The 17,883-nt window shown below is 39.0% G+C and carries 14 protein-coding genes; 13 read left to right on the top strand and 1 reads right to left on the bottom strand.

Annotated features, from left to right (window positions below):
- The first annotated feature begins 248 nt into the window (after positions 1-248).
- From gyrA to ME5_RS07530, 7 genes are all read left to right on the top strand, one after another.
- Positions 249-2,972, top strand: coding sequence for a DNA gyrase subunit A (gene gyrA / locus ME5_RS07560; RefSeq protein WP_245256553.1), 2,724 nt, complete (start codon positions 249-251; stop codon positions 2,970-2,972).
- Positions 2,973-3,008: 36 nt separating this feature from the next.
- On the top strand, positions 3,009-3,521 hold the full coding sequence (gene coaD, locus ME5_RS07555; protein ID WP_008039912.1) for a pantetheine-phosphate adenylyltransferase: 513 nt from the start codon (positions 3,009-3,011) through the stop codon (positions 3,519-3,521).
- A complete protein-coding gene (locus ME5_RS07550; protein ID WP_008039911.1) occupies positions 3,514-4,107 on the top strand; it encodes a peptidylprolyl isomerase in 594 nt (197 codons plus the stop codon). The genes coaD and ME5_RS07550 overlap by 8 nt, the downstream gene beginning before the upstream one ends.
- Before the next feature lie 22 nt (positions 4,108-4,129).
- Positions 4,130-4,645 (top strand): peptidylprolyl isomerase, encoded by a 516-nt coding sequence (locus ME5_RS07545; RefSeq protein ID WP_008039901.1) that lies wholly within the window; start codon positions 4,130-4,132, stop codon positions 4,643-4,645.
- Positions 4,646-4,946: 301 nt separating this feature from the next.
- The gene (gene queA / locus ME5_RS07540) at positions 4,947-6,014 is read left to right on the top strand and encodes a tRNA preQ1(34) S-adenosylmethionine ribosyltransferase-isomerase QueA (protein WP_008039896.1); all 1,068 of its coding nucleotides are present in this window, start codon (positions 4,947-4,949) and stop codon (positions 6,012-6,014) included.
- A gap of 6 nt (positions 6,015-6,020) precedes the next feature.
- Positions 6,021-7,148, top strand: coding sequence for a tRNA guanosine(34) transglycosylase Tgt (tgt, locus tag ME5_RS07535; protein ID WP_008039893.1), 1,128 nt, complete (start codon positions 6,021-6,023; stop codon positions 7,146-7,148).
- Between the two features lie 81 nt (positions 7,149-7,229).
- A complete protein-coding gene (locus ME5_RS07530; protein WP_008039889.1) occupies positions 7,230-8,216 on the top strand; it encodes an LLM class flavin-dependent oxidoreductase in 987 nt (328 codons plus the stop codon).
- A gap of 104 nt (positions 8,217-8,320) precedes the next feature.
- Here the strand turns inward: ME5_RS07530 and ME5_RS07525 are convergent, their stop codons facing one another.
- Complete coding sequence (locus ME5_RS07525; RefSeq protein WP_008039887.1) at positions 8,321-9,406, bottom strand: AbrB family transcriptional regulator; 1,086 nt, start codon at positions 9,404-9,406, stop codon at positions 8,321-8,323.
- 371 nt (positions 9,407-9,777) lie between these two features.
- Here ME5_RS07525 and ME5_RS07520 point away from each other — a divergent pair, with 371 nt between their 5' ends.
- From ME5_RS07520 to ME5_RS07495, 6 genes are all read left to right on the top strand, one after another.
- Complete coding sequence (locus tag ME5_RS07520; RefSeq protein ID WP_196793514.1) at positions 9,778-11,232, top strand: cobyric acid synthase; 1,455 nt, start codon at positions 9,778-9,780, stop codon at positions 11,230-11,232.
- Positions 11,233-11,514: 282 nt separating this feature from the next.
- Positions 11,515-12,027 (top strand): bifunctional adenosylcobinamide kinase/adenosylcobinamide-phosphate guanylyltransferase, encoded by a 513-nt coding sequence (cobU, locus tag ME5_RS07515; RefSeq protein WP_008039883.1) that lies wholly within the window; start codon positions 11,515-11,517, stop codon positions 12,025-12,027.
- A 5-nt stretch (positions 12,028-12,032) separates the two neighbouring features.
- Positions 12,033-13,100: a cobalamin biosynthesis protein CobW gene (cobW, locus tag ME5_RS07510; RefSeq protein ID WP_008039882.1), complete on the top strand. Its 1,068-nt coding sequence runs from the start codon at positions 12,033-12,035 to the stop codon at positions 13,098-13,100.
- Positions 13,100-16,831: a cobaltochelatase subunit CobN gene (cobN, locus tag ME5_RS07505; RefSeq protein WP_008039881.1), complete on the top strand. Its 3,732-nt coding sequence runs from the start codon at positions 13,100-13,102 to the stop codon at positions 16,829-16,831. The genes cobW and cobN overlap by 1 nt, the downstream gene beginning before the upstream one ends.
- A complete protein-coding gene (gene cobO / locus ME5_RS07500) occupies positions 16,828-17,454 on the top strand; it encodes a cob(I)yrinic acid a,c-diamide adenosyltransferase (RefSeq protein WP_008039880.1) in 627 nt (208 codons plus the stop codon). Before cobN ends, cobO begins: the two co-directional genes overlap by 4 nt.
- Complete coding sequence (locus ME5_RS07495) at positions 17,454-17,882, top strand: EamA family transporter (RefSeq protein ID WP_196793541.1); 429 nt, start codon at positions 17,454-17,456, stop codon at positions 17,880-17,882. Before cobO ends, ME5_RS07495 begins: the two co-directional genes overlap by 1 nt.
- Position 17,883: the final 1 nt, after the last annotated feature.

Genomic DNA, 17,883 nt, shown 5'->3' with positions numbered 1-17,883 from the left:
TGTTACCTTATTTGGTGTAAAAAGCGAAACGTTCATCCACTGCTTTTTATTTTAATGACATAAGTCTTTGAAAAAAAGAGATTATTTGTTTTTATATTGGTATGCCTAAATTGGCATTTTGCTATGTTTTTCGGTATAAAGGTTTAAGTGATTCTTACCAGGAAGGTAATACAACCGTGAATGATCAAATTTTGCCGCCTGATTCTGATGCTCCCGATGGCATTGAACCAGTAAACATAGTTGAGGAAATGCAGCGTTCGTATCTTGATTATGCAATGAGTGTCATTGTATCGCGTGCATTACCTGATGTGCGTGATGGTTTGAAGCCTGTTCATCGGCGCATCCTTTATGCTATGAACGAGATGGGACTTTCATTTAATAAATCTTATCGTAAATCAGCCGGTGTTATTGGTGAAGTGATGGGTAAATTCCATCCTCATGGTGATACATCAATTTATGACGCTTTAGTGCGCATGGCGCAAGATTTTTCATTGCGTAATCCACTTATTGATGGGCAGGGTAATTTTGGGTCGATCGACGGTGATCCCCCCGCTGCGATGCGTTATACAGAATGTCGTTTGGAAAAGGTTTCAGAGAATTTACTTTTCGATATTGATAAAGATACCGTTGATTTTCAAGATAATTATGACGGACGTGAAAAAGAACCTGTTGTTTTACCTGCACGTTTTCCTAATCTTTTGGTGAATGGTTCTGGCGGTATTGCTGTCGGCATGGCGACCAATATTCCTCCGCATAATTTAGGTGAGGTTCTTAATGGTTGTGTGGCGCTGATTGATAATCCGGCTTTGTCTCTTGATGAAATGATTGAAATCATTCCAGGTCCAGATTTTCCAACAGGCGGTATCATCTTAGGGCGGTCTGGAATCCGTTCGGCTTATGAGACGGGGCGCGGTTCTATTATCATGCGTGCAAAGGTCGATATTGAAGAAATTCGAAATGATCGTCAAGCAATCATTGTTAGTGAAGTTCCCTATCAAGTGAATAAAGCAACAATGATTGAAAAAATGGCTGAGTTGGTGCGTGATAAACGCATTGAAGGTATTTCTGATCTACGTGATGAGTCTGACCGCGATGGTTATCGTGTTGTGATTGAGTTGAAGCGGGATGCCGTTGCTGATGTTGTGCTTAATCAGCTCTATCGCTATACACCACTGCAGACTTCCTTTGGGTGTAATATGGTTGCGCTCAATGGTGGTAAACCCGAATTGATGACACTTATGGACTTGTTAAAAGCATTTGTGTCCTTTCGTGAGGAAGTTGTTCGTCGTCGTACAAAATATCTTTTACGTAAAGCACGCGAAAGAGCGCATGTTTTGGTTGGTTTGGCTATCGCTGTTGCCAATATTGATGAAATTATTGCATTAATTAGAAAAGCGCCTGATCCTCAAAGTGCGCGTGAACAGTTAATGACACGTCGTTGGCCCGCCTCTGATGTCGCGCCGCTGATTAAGTTGATTGATGATCCACGTCATATTATTCACGAGGATAACACATATAATCTTTCTGAAGATCAGGCTCGTGCTATCTTAGAGCTAAGATTACAACGCTTGACTGCATTAGGTCGTGATGAAATTGCTGATGAATTAAACACAATTGGCGCAGAAATTACAGATTATCTTGATATATTGGCATCACGCACGCGTATTATGACAATTGTTAAAGACGAAATGATTGCTTTACGCGACGAGTTTGCAACACCAAGACGGACAGAATTTGGTCTTGGTGGAGCAGAAATGGATGACGAGGATTTAATTGCTCGTGAAGATATGGTGGTTACTGTCAGTCATAGTGGCTACATTAAACGTGTACCATTAAATACCTATCGCTCTCAAAGGCGTGGTGGTAAAGGCCGTTCTGGCATGTCAACAAAAGATGAGGATTTTGTTACACGACTTTTTGTCGCAAATACTCATACACCTGTCTTGTTTTTTTCATCACGCGGCATCGTATATAAAGAAAAAGTGTGGCGTTTGCCTGTAGGAAGTCCTCAGTCACGGGGTAAAGCGTTAATTAATATGTTACCACTTCAACAAGGCGAGCGCATTACGACGATTATGCCTTTACCAGAAGATGAGGTCAGCTGGAGTGCGCTTGATGTGATGTTTGCAACAACGCGTGGAACAGTTCGACGTAATAAACTTTCTGATTTTGTTCAAGTCAATCGCAATGGTAAAATTGCTATGAAACTTGATGAAGAAGGTGATGAAATCCTTTCAGTTGAGACCTGTATGGAAAATGATGATGTTGTTTTAACAACTGCTGACGGACAGTGTATTCGTTTTCCTGTGACTGATGTGCGTGTGTTTGCAGGCCGAAATTCAATCGGTGTTCGTGGTATCAATTTGGGCAAGGGCGATAAAGTTATTTCAATGACAATATTGGGTCATGTTGACGCTACACCGGCTGAGCGAACTGCATACTTAAAGCGGGCAATCGCAGAACGCCGAGCAGAAGGTGCCGATGCGGATGATGTGTCTCTTGTTGTTGAAGATGAAGGATATGTTGAAACAGAATTGAGTGATGAGCGTTATAAGGATCTTAGTGAACGCGAACAAACTCTTTTGACGGTGAGCGAATATGGTTATGGTAAACGATCTTCATCCTATGAATTTCGTATTTCAGGACGCGGTGGTAAAGGAATTCGTGCAACGGATCCTTCAAAACGCGGTGAAATTGGAAAATTGATCGCGGCATTTCCAGTGGAAATTCGCGATCAAATCATGCTTGTTTCTGATGGTGGACAGCTTATACGTGTTCCCGTTGATGGAATTCGTATTGCTGGGCGATCAACAAAGGGTGTGACAATTTTCAATACCGCAGCGAATGAAAAAGTTGTATCTGTTGAACGCATCTCAGAACCTGAAGATGATGTATCGATAAGTGAAGATGTAGATCATGATATAGAAAATTCTATGTCAACGGCAACAACACCGTTGAAAACTGATGATTAACAATTAATATGTTCGAAAAGCGAAGGGAGCGAAAGAATGAAAACAGCGATTTTTGCCGGTTCTTTCGATCCCTTAACTAATGGGCATTTGGATATTTTAGGCGGAGCATTGCATATTGTAGAAAAATTGTTTGTGGCAATTGGCATACATGCATCGAAGACGCCTTTATTTAGTTTTGAAGATAGACAAAAAATGATTGTTGAAAGTTGTCATGATTTTTTTGGCAATGAGGCAAAAAGAATAACAGTTATTTCATTTGATACTTTGTTGGTTGAAAAAGCGCGACAAGTTAATGCGTCATGCATCATTCGAGGTCTTCGTGATAGCAGTGATTTTAATTATGAAATGCAAATGGCTGGTATGAATTTTGCCATGGCACCTGAGATTAAAACAGTATTTTTGCCTGCTAATCCTGCATTGCGTGCTATTACAGCGACTTTGGTGCGTCAAATTTCAGCAATGGATGGAGATGTTTCGGCTTTTGTGCCCAAAAATGTTGCGCAGGCTTTAAAAGAAAAAAGATCCTTAAAGGAAGAAAAAAATGCATAAAATTATTCAACGCATTATGGCTGTTATTCTTATATTATTTGGATTTTTAGCATTTGCTAGTGCGCAAAATCATAATCTGGATAGAAATAACACGATTGTGCTGACTTTGAAAGATGGTGATGTTGCCATTCAATTGCGTCCTGATTTGGCACCCAAACATGTTGATCAGGTTGAAAAGCTTGTAAAAGAAGGGGCTTATGACAATGTTGTTTTTCACCGTGTAATTCCAGGCTTTATGGCACAGACTGGAGATGTAAGATTTGGTAAAAAGGGTGGTGAAGATTACAATCCGCGTCGCGCTGGAATGGGTGGTTCTCATTATCCTGATTTGTACGCCGAATTTTCAAAAGAACATTTTAAGCGTGGGACGGTTGGTATGGCACGTTCTCAAAATCCAAATTCAGCCAATTCACAATTTTTCATTTGCTATGAAGATGCGCCGTTTTTAGACGGTCAATACACAATTATTGGTCAAGTGATTAAAGGAATGGATATAGTCGATAAAATTAAAAAAGGGAGCACGAGCAATAATGGTGCCGTCGATGATCCCGATATTATTATAAAAGCACATATGAAAACACAATAATAAAGAAAAAAGGATAGAAATTATGGCTGAGATCAAAGATCCAGAAAATACGCTTATACTTGAAACAACGAAAGGCGAAGTCATCATTGAGTTATTACCAGATTTAGCACCAGAACACGTTAAGCGTGTAAAAGAGTTGGTACGTGAAGGTGCGTATGATAATGTGGTTTTTCATCGGGTGATTGATGGCTTTATGGCGCAAACTGGTGATGTTGAGTTTGGCAAAAAAGATGGTAAAAATTTTAATCCCTCTAGAGCAGGGATGGGTGGGTCAGATAAGCCAGATTTAAAATCTGAGTTTTCTAATATTCCGCATAAACGTGGCACATTATCAATGGCGCGTTCTCAAAATCCTCATTCAGCCAATTCGCAATTTTTTATATGTTTTGAAGACGCACCATGGCTTGATCGCCAATATTCAGTTTGGGGACAGGTTATTGATGGCATGGATTATGTTGATAAATTAAAACGTGGTGAACCTGTTAGTGATCCTGATAGTATAATAAAAGCACATATTGCCTCTGATAAATCATTATAAGTTTGATCATTTTTTCAAAACGGATAATGAAAGATCGATAAGATAAGTGTTACCCGTTTTGAAACTTTGTTTGATAGAGCTGCTTTCACTATGAATGACGACACTATGAAACGGTTTTTAGATCAGATGTTTAAGTTCGTGTAGACTTGATTTCTACATATAATAGGCTGATATTTTTAACGGATTTAATAGTTATTTTATCATGCTTCTATATTTTTATGAAACACCCGAAATATGTTATTATCATCTGTGCACATGTGCGAAGAGATAAGATTGTTTGTTATTGCCTTGATTTTTTTCTATGAATGTTGATTTATTTGATTTTGAATTACCTGAAGACTGTATAGCATTACGTCCATTTGTGCCGCGTGAGCGTGGAAAATTGCTTCATGTTGCTCAAGATGGAAGCTTGAAAGATTTCTATGTTCGTGATCTTATTATGCTTTTGCGTGAAGGGGATGCGCTTGTTTTTAATGACACGCGCGTAATTAAGGCGCAATTAATGGGTTTACGCCAACGAAACGGCACGATTGCTAAAATTGGTGTGACGTTACACATGCGTGTCACAGAAAATAAATGGTGGGCTTTTGCACGGCCAGCAAAACGCTTAAAGTTAGGAGATGAAATTATATTTTCTTCATCAACTCCTTTAGGTAATACAAACCTCATCGCTCATGTTTTAGAAAAAGGAGATGAAGGAGATGTTTTGCTAGAATTTGAAACAGCAGGGCATAATCTCCATCAACTGATTGCCCAAATAGGACATATGCCATTGCCTCCTTATATCGCATTAAAACGAGGTGAGGATTTACAGGATGAAAAAGATTATCAGACAATTTATGCGAAAGAAGAGGGTGCTGTTGCAGCACCAACAGCGGGCTTACATTTTACTCAATCACTCATGGATGATTTAACAAAACATGGTATTGAAAAACATTTTGTCACCTTACATGTAGGAGCTGGTACTTTTTTGCCTGTTAAAGTTGAAAATACTGATGACCATAAAATGCATTCTGAAATGGGCCATATTGATACAAAAACTGCTGCAGCATTGATGTCTGTCAAAAAGCGAGGAAACAGAATTGTGGCTGTAGGAACAACAGCACTTCGCCTTTTGGAAAGTGCGACAGATGAAAAAGGACAAATTCAAGCTTGGTCAGGTGCAACAAATATTTTTATTACACCAGGCTATCAATGGAGGTGTGTTGATTGCTTAATGACAAATTTTCATCTTCCTAAATCAACTTTATTTATGCTGGTATCCGCATTTAGTGGTATGAAAAAAATGCGCGAGGCTTATAATCATGCTATTAAAAACGGATATCGATTTTATTCATACGGTGACACAAGCTTTTTGGAAAGAAATTAACCTCTTATGATTAAAGATTTCCAATTTAAAAAAATTGCTCAAGACGGACAAGCAAGACGTGGTGAAATAACAATGCCACGTGGCAAAATTCGTACGCCTGCTTTTATGCCTGTAGGTACGGCAGGAACTGTAAAAGCGATGTATATGGATCAGCTGGAAAGCTTAGGTGCCGATATTATTTTGGGCAATACATATCATCTTATGTTACGACCTGGTGCAGAACGTGTTGCACGATTGGGTGGTTTACATGAATTTACACGGTGGCAAAAACCAATTTTAACTGATTCAGGTGGGTTTCAAGTGATGTCGCTTGGTGGATTGGTGAAACTGAACGAAAAAAATGTTACATTCCAATCGCATATTGATGGTGCTTATTATGAAATGAGTCCTGAAAGATCTATTGAAATTCAAGGACTTCTTGATTCCGATATTCAAATGCAGCTTGATCAATGTATTGCTTTACCTGCATCTGAAAATGCCATGGAAAACGCCATGCAGCTTTCACTTCGTTGGGCAGAAAGATGTAAAAATGCATTTGGTGAACAAAGAGGAAAAGCCCTTTTTGGCATAGTTCAAGGAGGAGATAATATTCGTCTTCGTGAGCAATCTGCAAAAGCACTGACTGATATGGATTTAAAAGGATATGCCATTGGTGGTTTAGCTGTTGGCGAGCCGCAAGATGTTATGTTGGCGATGTTAGAGGTTACATGTCCTCTGCTTCCTATTGAAAAACCGCGCTATTTAATGGGTGTTGGTACACCAGATGATATTTTAAAAAGTGTGGCACGCGGTATTGATATGTTTGATTGTGTTATGCCAACACGTGCGGGTCGTCATGGTTTGGCATATACGCGGTTTGGTAAAATCAATTTACGTAATGCGTGTCATGCGGAAGACACGCGTCCGCTTGATCCACAATCGGAATGTCCTGCTGCGCGTGAATATAGCCGCGCTTATCTTCATCATCTTATTAAATCAGGCGAACCATTAGGTGGTATGTTGCTTACATGGAATAATCTTGCATATTATCAGTATCTTATGCAGTCTATTCGTGAGGCAATTGAAGCACAAAAATTTAATGATTTTTGCATTGAAACAATGCGAGTTTGGGAAAAAGGTGACGTATCGCTATAAATAATGCAAGGTTTTATCTGAGAGCGCAAAAATAATTATAGATGCATTGTATTCGTTCAAAAACCACTTATATCCCTATTCATGAAAATATCTGTTCTTGATCTTTGTCCCGTACCTGAAGGCAGTGATGTCGGTCAGGCATTAAAAAGCTCAATTGAGCTTGCGCAGCATGTCGAATCTCTTGGTTTTCCTAGAGTTTGGTACGCGGAGCATCATAATATGACTGGCATTGCCAGTGCTGCGACATCAGTCGTAATCGGGCAAGTGCTCGCTTCGACAAAAACAATAAAAGTCGGTTCAGGCGGGGTTATGTTACCCAACCATGCGCCTTTGATTGTTGCTGAACAATTTGGAACTTTGGAGGCACTTTATCCTGGACGTGTAGAACTTGGTTTGGGACGTGCGCCGGGAACTGATCAATTGACTTCTCGCGCATTGCGGCGAACACTTGAAACCGATCCCAATGATTTTCCTCGTGATGTCGTTGAGTTGATGAGTTATTTTGAACCAGCTGAGCCCGAACAAAATTTACGTGCGGTTCCAGGAGCTGGACTTAATGTTCCTGTTTGGATTTTAGGCTCAAGTCTTTTTGGAGCCCAATTGGCTGCGATTTTAGGATTGCCTTACGCATTTGCGTCACATTTTGCTCCAACTGAGTTGGATCGTGCTTTAGCATTGTATAGAGAACGTTTTCAACCTTCTGAACATATGGATAAACCGTATGCAATGGTGGCCGCCAATGTTGTTGTCGCTGAAAGTGACGAAGAAGCTAGATTTTTATTTTCTTCGCAACAGCAGGCATTTGTCAATTTAAGAACTGGTAGAGCAGGTCCTCTTCCTCAGCCGGTTGAAAATTTCGCTGACAATTTGCCATTGCAAAATAAAATCGTGCTTGATCAATCTCTTTCGTGTTCAATTATTGGTGGGCGTGAAACAGTAATTAATGGTCTTCGCCGTTTAGAAGATCAAACCCAAGCAGATGAGTTTATCGTGACAACACCCGTTTGGGATCCACAAAAGCGCCTTCAATCGTTTACGCTTTTATCGGATTTATTGCCGCAAGTTTAATAGAAAGAGATTAAAACCGCCTTTAGGCGGTTTTTTTTATTGTTATCTTTTACAAAATAAAATTTTAAAATGTATAATTACTTGTCATTTCAATGATGGAAACTTTAATGATGGAAAAGGTTTAGTCGTTTAGATATTAATTTTGATATGATGGGGCCTGTGATTGTAACAATGATAAAGCGGGTTGTTTGAAAGGCCATGACAAAGGGCACATTTACGGGAGAGCTTGCTGCGATAATAGATACTGAATCTGCACCCCCTGGGCTTGTTGCAAGATAGGCCGTCAAAAGATCAACGCCAGCAACATAGCTCATAAAAAATGCAAGTATTGAACATGCACCAATTAATAAAAAAGTTGTTCCAAATAAAATGGGTAATGCTTTAAGTGCATGCAACAATATAGCCCGAGTAAAGCGTAAACCAACCGTCCATCCGATCATCATATAACTTATTGCCAAAAGCCAAGGTGGAAGAACCAAAACAATCCAACCAAGATTATGGAGAATTGCTGCAAGAACAAAAGGAACAAGCATACCTCCTGCAGGAATTTTTAAAGCACGAGCTCCTAATGATCCTCCAAAAGCAATAAGAAACGTAATGGCAAGTGATTTATAATCAATTGAGGGAAACCAATTGATTGTTTCATGAACGACTGTTCCTGTTGATAAAAACCGCGCTAATAGAGATGCCAGTGCAGCGACGATGACAACACGTAAATATTGCATAACAGCGACAAGACGTTCATCTGCGCCGTAGCTTTGTGCCATAAGAACCATGGCAGATGCACCACCTGGTGCTGCTCCCCAAATGGCCGTTGTGCCAGGTAAAATTTGTTTTTTGGCTAAAAAATAGCCAATAATGTTAGCAATTATAATAACGGAAAATACACCACCAATAAAAAGTGGCCAATCAGCAATTGCTTCATTTAAAATATCAAGTGTTATAACTTGAGCGATCATGCAGCCTACAACACCTTGCGCCATATTAAATAGGGGTGAGCTTATTTTAACAGTAGAGTTAGATATTCCTATTAAAATAGCAGCGATCATAGGACCTAGGAGTAGTGCTGCAGGTATTTCTAACAATTCTAAACCCGTGATAAAAATTGCTGTTAAAATAAATAAAATAATCCAACATAATAAGCGTGGACTATGCTCCATATTAGGTATGAAGAAAAAACGTTTCGTCATGAAGCTGCAATCTATGAAAAAAAATAAAAATATTTACAATCATTATTAGTTTGAAGTTTTCATCTAACGCTGTCAAGATAACGATAAAATAAATATAATGAACGATATTCAATGGTATCATGAAAAATGTTATAAAAAATAAAAACTGCGCTCCTGAAAATCAGTAAACGCAGTTTTAAAGTACTCAAGCCTTGACGCTACGATACACTTGTCAAGGATACAACTCTGGTACGCAATACCTGATCCAGAGAGAAACATTTTCATATGTTTCTAATGACTGTTTAGCGCAACAATGTTAATCACCAGTTATCAATCGCTTAACGAAGTATGAAGATTGCATTTTATTTTAAAAAAAGAGAAAGTAGGATGATTTGTCACGTGCAATAATGTTTCAAGGGACAGGATCAGATGTTGGAAAAACTGTTTTGGTTGCAGGTTTATGTCGTCTTGCACGAAATCGTGGCTTGAAAGTACAACCTTTTAAACCACAAAATATGTCCAATAATGCTGCAATAGCTGTTGAAGGTGGTGAAATTGGGCGCGGTACATGGTTGCAGGCCTTTGCTTCAGATGTTGAACCTTCCATTCATATGAACCCAGTTTTACTAAAGCCGCAAAATGATGTCGGATCGCAAATTATTGTACAAGGGCAAGTTTATGGATATGCCAAAGGGAGAGAATATCAAACACTGAAAAAAAAATTAGTTAATCGTGTTATGGAGTCTTATCAACGTGTTTTTGAACAATGTGATCTTGTCTTGGTGGAAGGAGCAGGGTCACCAGCTGAAATTAATTTAAGAGATGGAGATATTGCCAATATGGGTTTTGCTCGCCTTGCTGATATTCCTGTTATATTGGTTGGTGATATTGATCGTGGTGGCGTTATTGCTTCTCTTGTAGGCACATATCATATTCTTGCTAATGAGGACTGTGCGTTAATTGCTGGCTATTTGATTAATAAATTTCGAGGCGATAAAAAGTTGTTTCATAATGGCTTAAAAGTGATTGCAGATCACACACAATGGCCCTGTTTTGGCGTTATTCCGTGGATTGATGAGGTAAATTTTTTACCAGCAGAAGATTCTTTTGCTTTGGAGCATCATCAAAAATCACAAAAGGGACGTGTGAAAATTACGGTTCCAATTTTGCCTCATATTGCGAATTTTGATGATCTTGATCCTTTGCGTTTTGAACCAGATGTGGATCTTATTTTTGTAAAAAAAGATGATGTTTTTCCTTCTGATAGCGATCTTATTATTTTACCCGGTTCTAAATCGACCATAGCGGATATGCAAATATTATGGGAGAGGGGATGGGCAGATAAGATTATTGCTTTTGCAAAAGGGGGCGGGAATGTCATAGGTATTTGTGGTGGATACCAAATGTTGGGTAAGAATATTATTGATCCACTTGCTGTAGAAGGAACTTTAACGAAAGTTGAAGGTCTTTCTTTGATGAATGTGAATACGCTTATCGCCAAACAAAAACAAACGCGCAATGTTGAGGCTTTACATTTACCAACGAATATAAAAATAAAAGGTTATGAAATACATTTAGGTGAAACGACGGGTCCTGATTGTGCGCAAGGATTATTTAGAATCGCTGAAACAATAGACGGTGCATCCTCGAGCGATGGTAAAATATGGGGTACATATCTTCATGGTCTTTTTCAATCCGCGATCTTTCGAAAAAATTTATTGAAAAAGTTTGGTGCTATTTCAGATGGTATCAATCATTTTGAAAGATTAGATGAAGCTTTGAATAAAATTGCTAATCGTTTAGAAAATGTGATCGATAGTGAGCGTCTTTTTCATCTTGCACGTTGAAATATGTTTCGCTATCCTCTTTATAAAGTGTCGTTTCTTTTAGTGAATGGCCTATGATGGACCCAAGTCGGGCATCAGAAGAGCAAATATCCTCTTCCCCTTTACAATTTTTATACAATTTTGCTCATTTCCAATGTGGCATGAAAAATGAGTTTTTATGCACAAATACATCATGTATTTTATACAATGAAGTCGAAATAAAAAAGGTTATGATTATAATATGTTGCAAAGCAATTTTATGAATCATCCAGTTTGTGTTGCAATAGAATTGAGTAGGTTAAGATGGCAAATATAACACTAATATTGGGTGGTGTCCGTTCAGGTAAATCTGCTTTTGCTGAACAATTTGTGTTACAAAAAAAGAAACAGGCTGTTTATATTGCGACAGCTGAAGTTTTTGATGAAAAAATGCAAGAGCGTGTTGATCTTCATAAAGAGCGTCGAGGCAAACAATGGCAAGAAACGACCGCACCGCTTAATATCTTGACCAAATTGCAGCAATTTAACCAATTAAAAAATATTATATTGGTTGATTGTTTAACAGTTTGGTTAGGCAATCTTTTTCATTATCAAAAAAATATTGAATCACATGTTTCATCTCTTGTTGAAGGCTTAAAAGATATTCAAACTGAAATTGTCTTTGTGGCATCTGAAGTTGGTTTAGGCGTAATGCCAGACAATCAGCTTGCTCGAGAATTTTGTGATCATGCTGGAAAACTTAATCAAGCCATTAGCGAAGCCGCATCGCAAGTTTATTTTGTTGCAGCGAGTTTACCACTCAAATTAAAGGGATAAAATCAATGTCGGAGCAATCATTTTTAAGCAGAAAAATACCTGCAACTGTTGTGACAGGTTTTCTTGGCTCAGGTAAAACAACGATGATTAGAAATTTGGTGCAAAATGCTCACGGAAAAAAAATTGCATTAATAATCAATGAATTTGGCGATCTTGGTGTTGATGGTGGGTTGTTTAAAGGCTGTGGTATTGAAAATTGTCAAGACGAAGACATTATTGAACTTAATAATGGTTGTATTTGTTGTACGGTTGCTGACGATTTTATTCCAACAATGATAAAGCTTCTTGATCGCAAGGATAAGCCTGATCATATTGTGATTGAAACATCGGGTCTTGCGCTTCCACAGCCATTGGTCTCTGCCTTTAATTGGCCTGAAATTAAAACACAGGTTACGGTCGATGGAGTCATTACTGTGGTTGATTCAGCAGCCGTTGCACAGGGGCGTTTTGCTGATGATCATGATAAAATAACCAATCAGCGTAAACAAGATGCTGCACTTGATCATGATAGCCCATTAGAGGAGCTTTTTAAAGATCAGATTCATTCAGCAGATTTGATTGTTTTAAATAAAGCTGATCTTTTGGATCAAGCGACAATGTCTAAAGTGCGCGATATGGTGACGGCACATAGTGACCGACATATTCAGATGATTCCTGCCCAATTTGGAAATCTTGATCTCGATGTTTTATTAGGTTTAGATGTTGGTTCAGAAAGGGATATTGATAATCGTAAATCTCACCACGAAATGCATCATGAAAATGGTGCGCCTCATAGTCATGATGATTTTTTAAGTTTTGTAGTAAATATTAATGTGGTGAGTCATATCAATATATTAGAAAAAAAACTTAAAAAATTAATTGAGGATTATGGTATTTTACGCCTTAAAGGGTTTTTAAATGTAAAAGGTAAGCCGATGCGTTTGGTGGTTCAGGCTGTGGGACAGCGTGTTGAGACTTATTTTGATCGTCCCTGGCAGCCAAATGAAACGCGAAATGGGCAAATTGTCGTCATAGGGCTACATGATATTAATGAAAATGCAGTTCGTAACACGATGGAGGCGATGCAAATCTGATGCATCTACTTCTTGCGCAAAAAGGGGTCATTTCTGAAGCCGATGAAGCCATTGATCTCGGGCAAACCCCGGGTGATATCGTGTTTTTATCTTCGGCTGATACAGAAATTGCAAGCTTAAGTGTCGCTAAAGCCTCACTCGGGTCAATTAAGTCATCATTGCGGTTGGCAAATTTAATGGCGCTTTCTCATCCAATGTCTGTTGATTATTATCTTGCACGCACAGCAAGCCATGCGCGTCTCATTGTTATTAGAGTTATTGGGGGAGAAAGTTATTGGTCTTACGGCTTACAGACATTTTTTGCTTATGCTGTAGAACATAATATTCAGCTTATTGTTTTGCCTGGCGACGATAAACCAGACGAAAGCTTGAAGCCATATTCTACAGTAAATCATTCTCATTGCGAAGCATTATGGTCCTATCTTATTGAAGGTGGTGCCGATAATATTCAAAATTTTTTGCATTATTGTGATTTTCTCTTAGGTCGTGATAGTCGTCCTTCAACGGCTCTTCCACTCATGAAAGCAGGTCTTTGGTGGCCACAACAACAAAAAATTACTTTAGATGATTTAGTGTTGGAACATCAAAAAACACAAAAACCTGTTATTGGATTATGTTTTTATCGTGCACTTGTACAAAGTGGTCAAACAAAAGCCATAGAAGCTTTCATGAAGCATCTACAATCGCGTGGTGCGATTGTGCTTCCCATTTTTGTTGCAAGCCTCAAAGATCCTTTAAGTGTGGCAATTATAGACCAAATTTTTGATCGTATTTCACCTGATATCGTTTTAAATGGGACAGGATTTGCGGTTTCGAATGGGCAGATGAATCGTCAAAAAAGTGTATTGGAAAAGCGCGATGCAATGGTTTTGCAAATTATTTTTTCCGGCAATACAAGAGAAGTTTGGGAAAATGATGACAAAGGACTATCGGCTCGGGACTTGGCAATGAATGTTGCGCTTCCTGAAATTGATGGGCGTGTACTTACGCGTGCTGTTTCTTTTAAATCGGCAGATTATTTTGATGAAGAAACGCAATGTAATGTGGTTATTCATGAGCCTGATGATGATCGTATTGAATTTGTCAGCGATCTCACTATGAATTGGGTTAATCTTCGTCGTAAAAAAATATCTAATCGTAAAGTTGCGATCGTTATGGCCAATTATCCTGGTGGTGATGGACGCTTGGGTCATGGTGTCGGACTTGATACGCCTGCTTCGACAATGGCAACACTTCATGCAATGAAACTTCATGGTTACACTATTGAAAATATTCCTGATACCAGCAATCAGTTGATGGATATTTTATCTGCGGGTCCTACCAATGAAGGTGTAGAAAATAGAATTATTCGTGAAACGATATCCTTGAAAGATTACAAATATTTATTTCAAAAATTGGATAAAAAGATTCAAGATGAGGTGTTGCAACACTGGGGAAAACCAGAAACAGATGCTTATATTGTTGATCAGGCATTTGCACTTCCTGTGTTAATGTTGGGCGAGACTGTGGTTTCGATACAGCCAGAACGCGCTTATGGTATGGATGCAAAATCAGTTTATCATGCACCCGATATTGTTCCGTCGCATCATTATTTAGCTTTTTATTTTTGGTTGCGTTTTATTTATAAAGCAGATGCGATTGTGCATATGGGAAAACATGGTAATTTGGAATGGCTTCCAGGAAAAGCATTAGCGCTTTCGCGTTACTGTTATCCGGAAATTGCATTGGGTTCTATTCCTCATATTTATCCTTTTATTGTGAATGACCCTGGTGAGGGCACACAAGCAAAACGGCGCTCGTCTGCTGTTATAATTGATCATTTGACCCCACCTCTTACACGGGCCGAAAGCTATGGTCCTTTAAAAGACCTTGAAGTGTTAGTCGATGAATATTATGAAGCCTCTGGCATTGATCCAAGGCGACTAAAAAAATTAAAATCTGAAATTTTAGATTTGGTCGTTGCTACGGGGCTTAATGTTGATGCGGGTATTGATACGGGCGATAACGATGATCTTGCTTTAGAAAAACTTGATGCATTTCTTTGTGATTTGAAAGAATTGCAAATTCGCGATGGTTTGCATATTTTGGGGCATGCACCCACTGGTGAACAATTGGAAAATCTTTTGGTTGCCTTGGTGCGCGTACCAAGAGGTGAGTGCGAAAAAGATAGTCTGCATCGTGCTATTGCAAAAGATCTTGAACTTGACTTTGATCCACTTGATTGTGATTTAAATGGCGTGTGGACAGGCAATAAACCTGAAATATTATATCATTTGGATAGTGCTTTGTGGCGCAGCAATGGTGACAGTGTTGAGCGTATTGAAATATTAGCACTTGGACTTGTTTCAGGGACAATCACATTGCCTGAAGGTTTTTTACGTACAAAAGCCGTTCTTGCAGATATTGAAAATAATTTGCGCCCGATGATTCTTGCCTGTGGTGATAATGAGATTCAAGCAATTTTAAAAGCGCTTGATGGGTGTTTCGTTGCTCCTGGTCCTTCTGGTGCCCCAACACGAGGGAGGGCTGATGTTCTTCCTACGGGGCGCAATTTTTTTTCAGTTGATACGCGTTCCGTTCCAACACCGTCGGCATGGACTTTAGGTAAACGTTCAGCAGAATTACTTATCAAGCAATTTGTGCAAGATCATGGAGATTGGCCCAAAGCCTTTGGTTTAACTGCTTGGGGCACAGCAAATATGCGAACAGGCGGTGATGATATTGCTCAAGCACTCGCGCTTATAGGTGTTAAACCACTATGGGATACGGCTTCACGTCGTGTTACGGGATACGAAATTATTCCCGTTAGTGTATTAGGGCGTCCTAGGGTTGATGTTACTTTGCGTATATCAGGCTTTTTTCGTGATGCTTTTCCTGATCAAATGCGTTTATTTGATCTTGCAGTGCGTGCCGTTGCGCAATTGGATGAAGATGAAGTCGATAATCCTATTGCGCAAAATTATAAAAATGATTGTCACAATCTTCAACGTGAAGGTTATTCTATAGAAGTTTCTCAAAAGAAAGCTGGTTATCGTATTTTCGGAGCACGCCCTGGTGTTTATGGCACAGGTGTTCAAGAATTATTAGATAAAGGAAGTTGGAAAAACCAAAAAGACTTGGGACGTGCGTGGCGCGCCCATTCATCTTTTGCCTATGGATTATCAGAGCCGTCTCAAGCTGAAGATATGATTGATAAGCGATTAAATGATCTTAATGCAGTGGTTCAAAATCAAGATAATCGTGAACATGATGTGCTCGATTCTGGTGAATATTACGCCTTTGAAGGGGGAATGGCTTCAGCAATTCATGAAAAAAAGGGACAATGGCCTACCATTTATCATAATGATATGTCACGCCCAGAACGTCCATTGATCAAAACGTTACAAGAGGAAATCGCACGAACGCTTCATGCGCGTGCAGTGAATCCTAAGTGGATAAAAAGTGCTATGCGCCATGGTTTTAAAGGAGGTGTGGAGATGGTGGCGACAGTGGATTATCTTTTTGCCTTTGCAGCGACCACCAATGCAGTCTCAAACCATCATTTTGAAATGATTTATGATGCTTATATTGGTGATCGCGAAATATGTAATTTTTTAAAAGAAAACAATCCTGCGGCGCTTATTGAAATGGCAAATAAATTAGCGGAATCGATCGATAGAAATTTGTGGACGCCACGTTCCAACTCTGCTCACTATCAATTGGAAGAATTGCAGAAAGGTTTTAGACAATGAGTACAAAAGCATTCATGACTGAGGATGAAATTAATGCCCGCCATGCAGAAAAAATGAAAAAGAAAAAAGCCGCACGCGATAAGATTGATGCTGGCAAAACGGAAGAAAAAGGGTTGCTTATTGTCAATACAGGAAAAGGCAAGGGAAAATCGACAGCCGCATTTGGTATGGTTTTTAGGGCACTGGGCCATGGTATGAATGTTGGTGTTGTCCAATTTGTGAAAGGTTTGCGTGTTACAGGAGAGCGCGCTGCGCTTGAAAAATTTGGCGACCAAGTAAAAACTTTTGCCAGTGGTGAAGGCTTTACTTGGGAAACACAAGATCGTTCAAAGGATATCGCCATGGCTAAAGAAGCATGGGCGGTTGCACGCAAAATGATCCTTGATGAGACAACAGATCTTGTGCTTTTAGATGAGCTTAATATTGTTTTACGCTATGATTATCTTTCATTAGACGAGATTATGGAGGTTCTTAATCAACGCCCATTTATGAAACATGTCATAATAACGGGACGTAATGCGCGTTCAGATCTTATTGAAAAGGCAGATCTTGTCACTGAAATGGAATTGGTCAAACATCCTTATCGTTCAGGAATTAAGGGGCAAAAAGGTATAGAATATTGATCCTATCGACGTGGCAATTTTGGGCTTTAATCGCAGCGATATTTGCTGCTTTGACAGCAATCTTTTCAAAAATAGGCATTCACGGTATACATTCTGATTTTGCAACGTTTATTCGAACACTTGTTATTATTGCGGCTTTATGTTTATTTTTGACAATAACCAATCAGTGGCAAAATACTGCATCCATTTCCTTAAAATCATGGGTTTTTCTCATTCTTTCAGGGCTTGCAACTGGCGTATCATGGCTCGCTTATTTTCGTGCCTTACAGCTTGGTGAAGCTTCACGTGTTGCACCGATTGATAAATTATCTGTAATTTTTGTTGCACTATTTGGTGTTACATTTTTAGGTGAAAAATTATCACTGTTAAATTGGCTTGGTGTATTTTTGATTGGCTCTGGTGTTATTTTATTGTCTATAAAAATTTAAA

Origin of the sequence: Bartonella tamiae Th239, assembly GCF_000278275.1 — a bacterium.
GTDB lineage: Bacteria > Pseudomonadota > Alphaproteobacteria > Rhizobiales > Rhizobiaceae > Bartonella > Bartonella tamiae.
This window is presented reverse-complemented; position numbering and strand designations above follow the sequence as displayed.

Bases quoted from the DNA above. Each gene is read 5' to 3' on its own strand.
- gyrA (WP_245256553.1), top strand. From the start codon at position 249: ATGCAGCGTTCGTATCTTGATTATGCAATGAGTGTCATTGTATCGCGT.
- coaD (WP_008039912.1), top strand. From the start codon at position 3,009: ATGAAAACAGCGATTTTTGCCGGTTCTTTCGATCCCTTAACTAATGGG.
- ME5_RS07550 (WP_008039911.1), top strand. From the start codon at position 3,514: ATGCATAAAATTATTCAACGCATTATGGCTGTTATTCTTATATTATTT.
- ME5_RS07545 (WP_008039901.1), top strand. From the start codon at position 4,130: ATGGCTGAGATCAAAGATCCAGAAAATACGCTTATACTTGAAACAACG.
- queA (WP_008039896.1), top strand. From the start codon at position 4,947: ATGAATGTTGATTTATTTGATTTTGAATTACCTGAAGACTGTATAGCA.
- tgt (WP_008039893.1), top strand. From the start codon at position 6,021: ATGATTAAAGATTTCCAATTTAAAAAAATTGCTCAAGACGGACAAGCA.
- ME5_RS07530 (WP_008039889.1), top strand. From the start codon at position 7,230: ATGAAAATATCTGTTCTTGATCTTTGTCCCGTACCTGAAGGCAGTGAT.
- ME5_RS07525 (WP_008039887.1), bottom strand. From the start codon at position 9,406: ATGACGAAACGTTTTTTCTTCATACCTAATATGGAGCATAGTCCACGC.
- cobU (WP_008039883.1), top strand. From the start codon at position 11,515: ATGGCAAATATAACACTAATATTGGGTGGTGTCCGTTCAGGTAAATCT.
- cobW (WP_008039882.1), top strand. From the start codon at position 12,033: ATGTCGGAGCAATCATTTTTAAGCAGAAAAATACCTGCAACTGTTGTG.
- cobN (WP_008039881.1), top strand. From the start codon at position 13,100: ATGCATCTACTTCTTGCGCAAAAAGGGGTCATTTCTGAAGCCGATGAA.
- cobO (WP_008039880.1), top strand. From the start codon at position 16,828: ATGAGTACAAAAGCATTCATGACTGAGGATGAAATTAATGCCCGCCAT.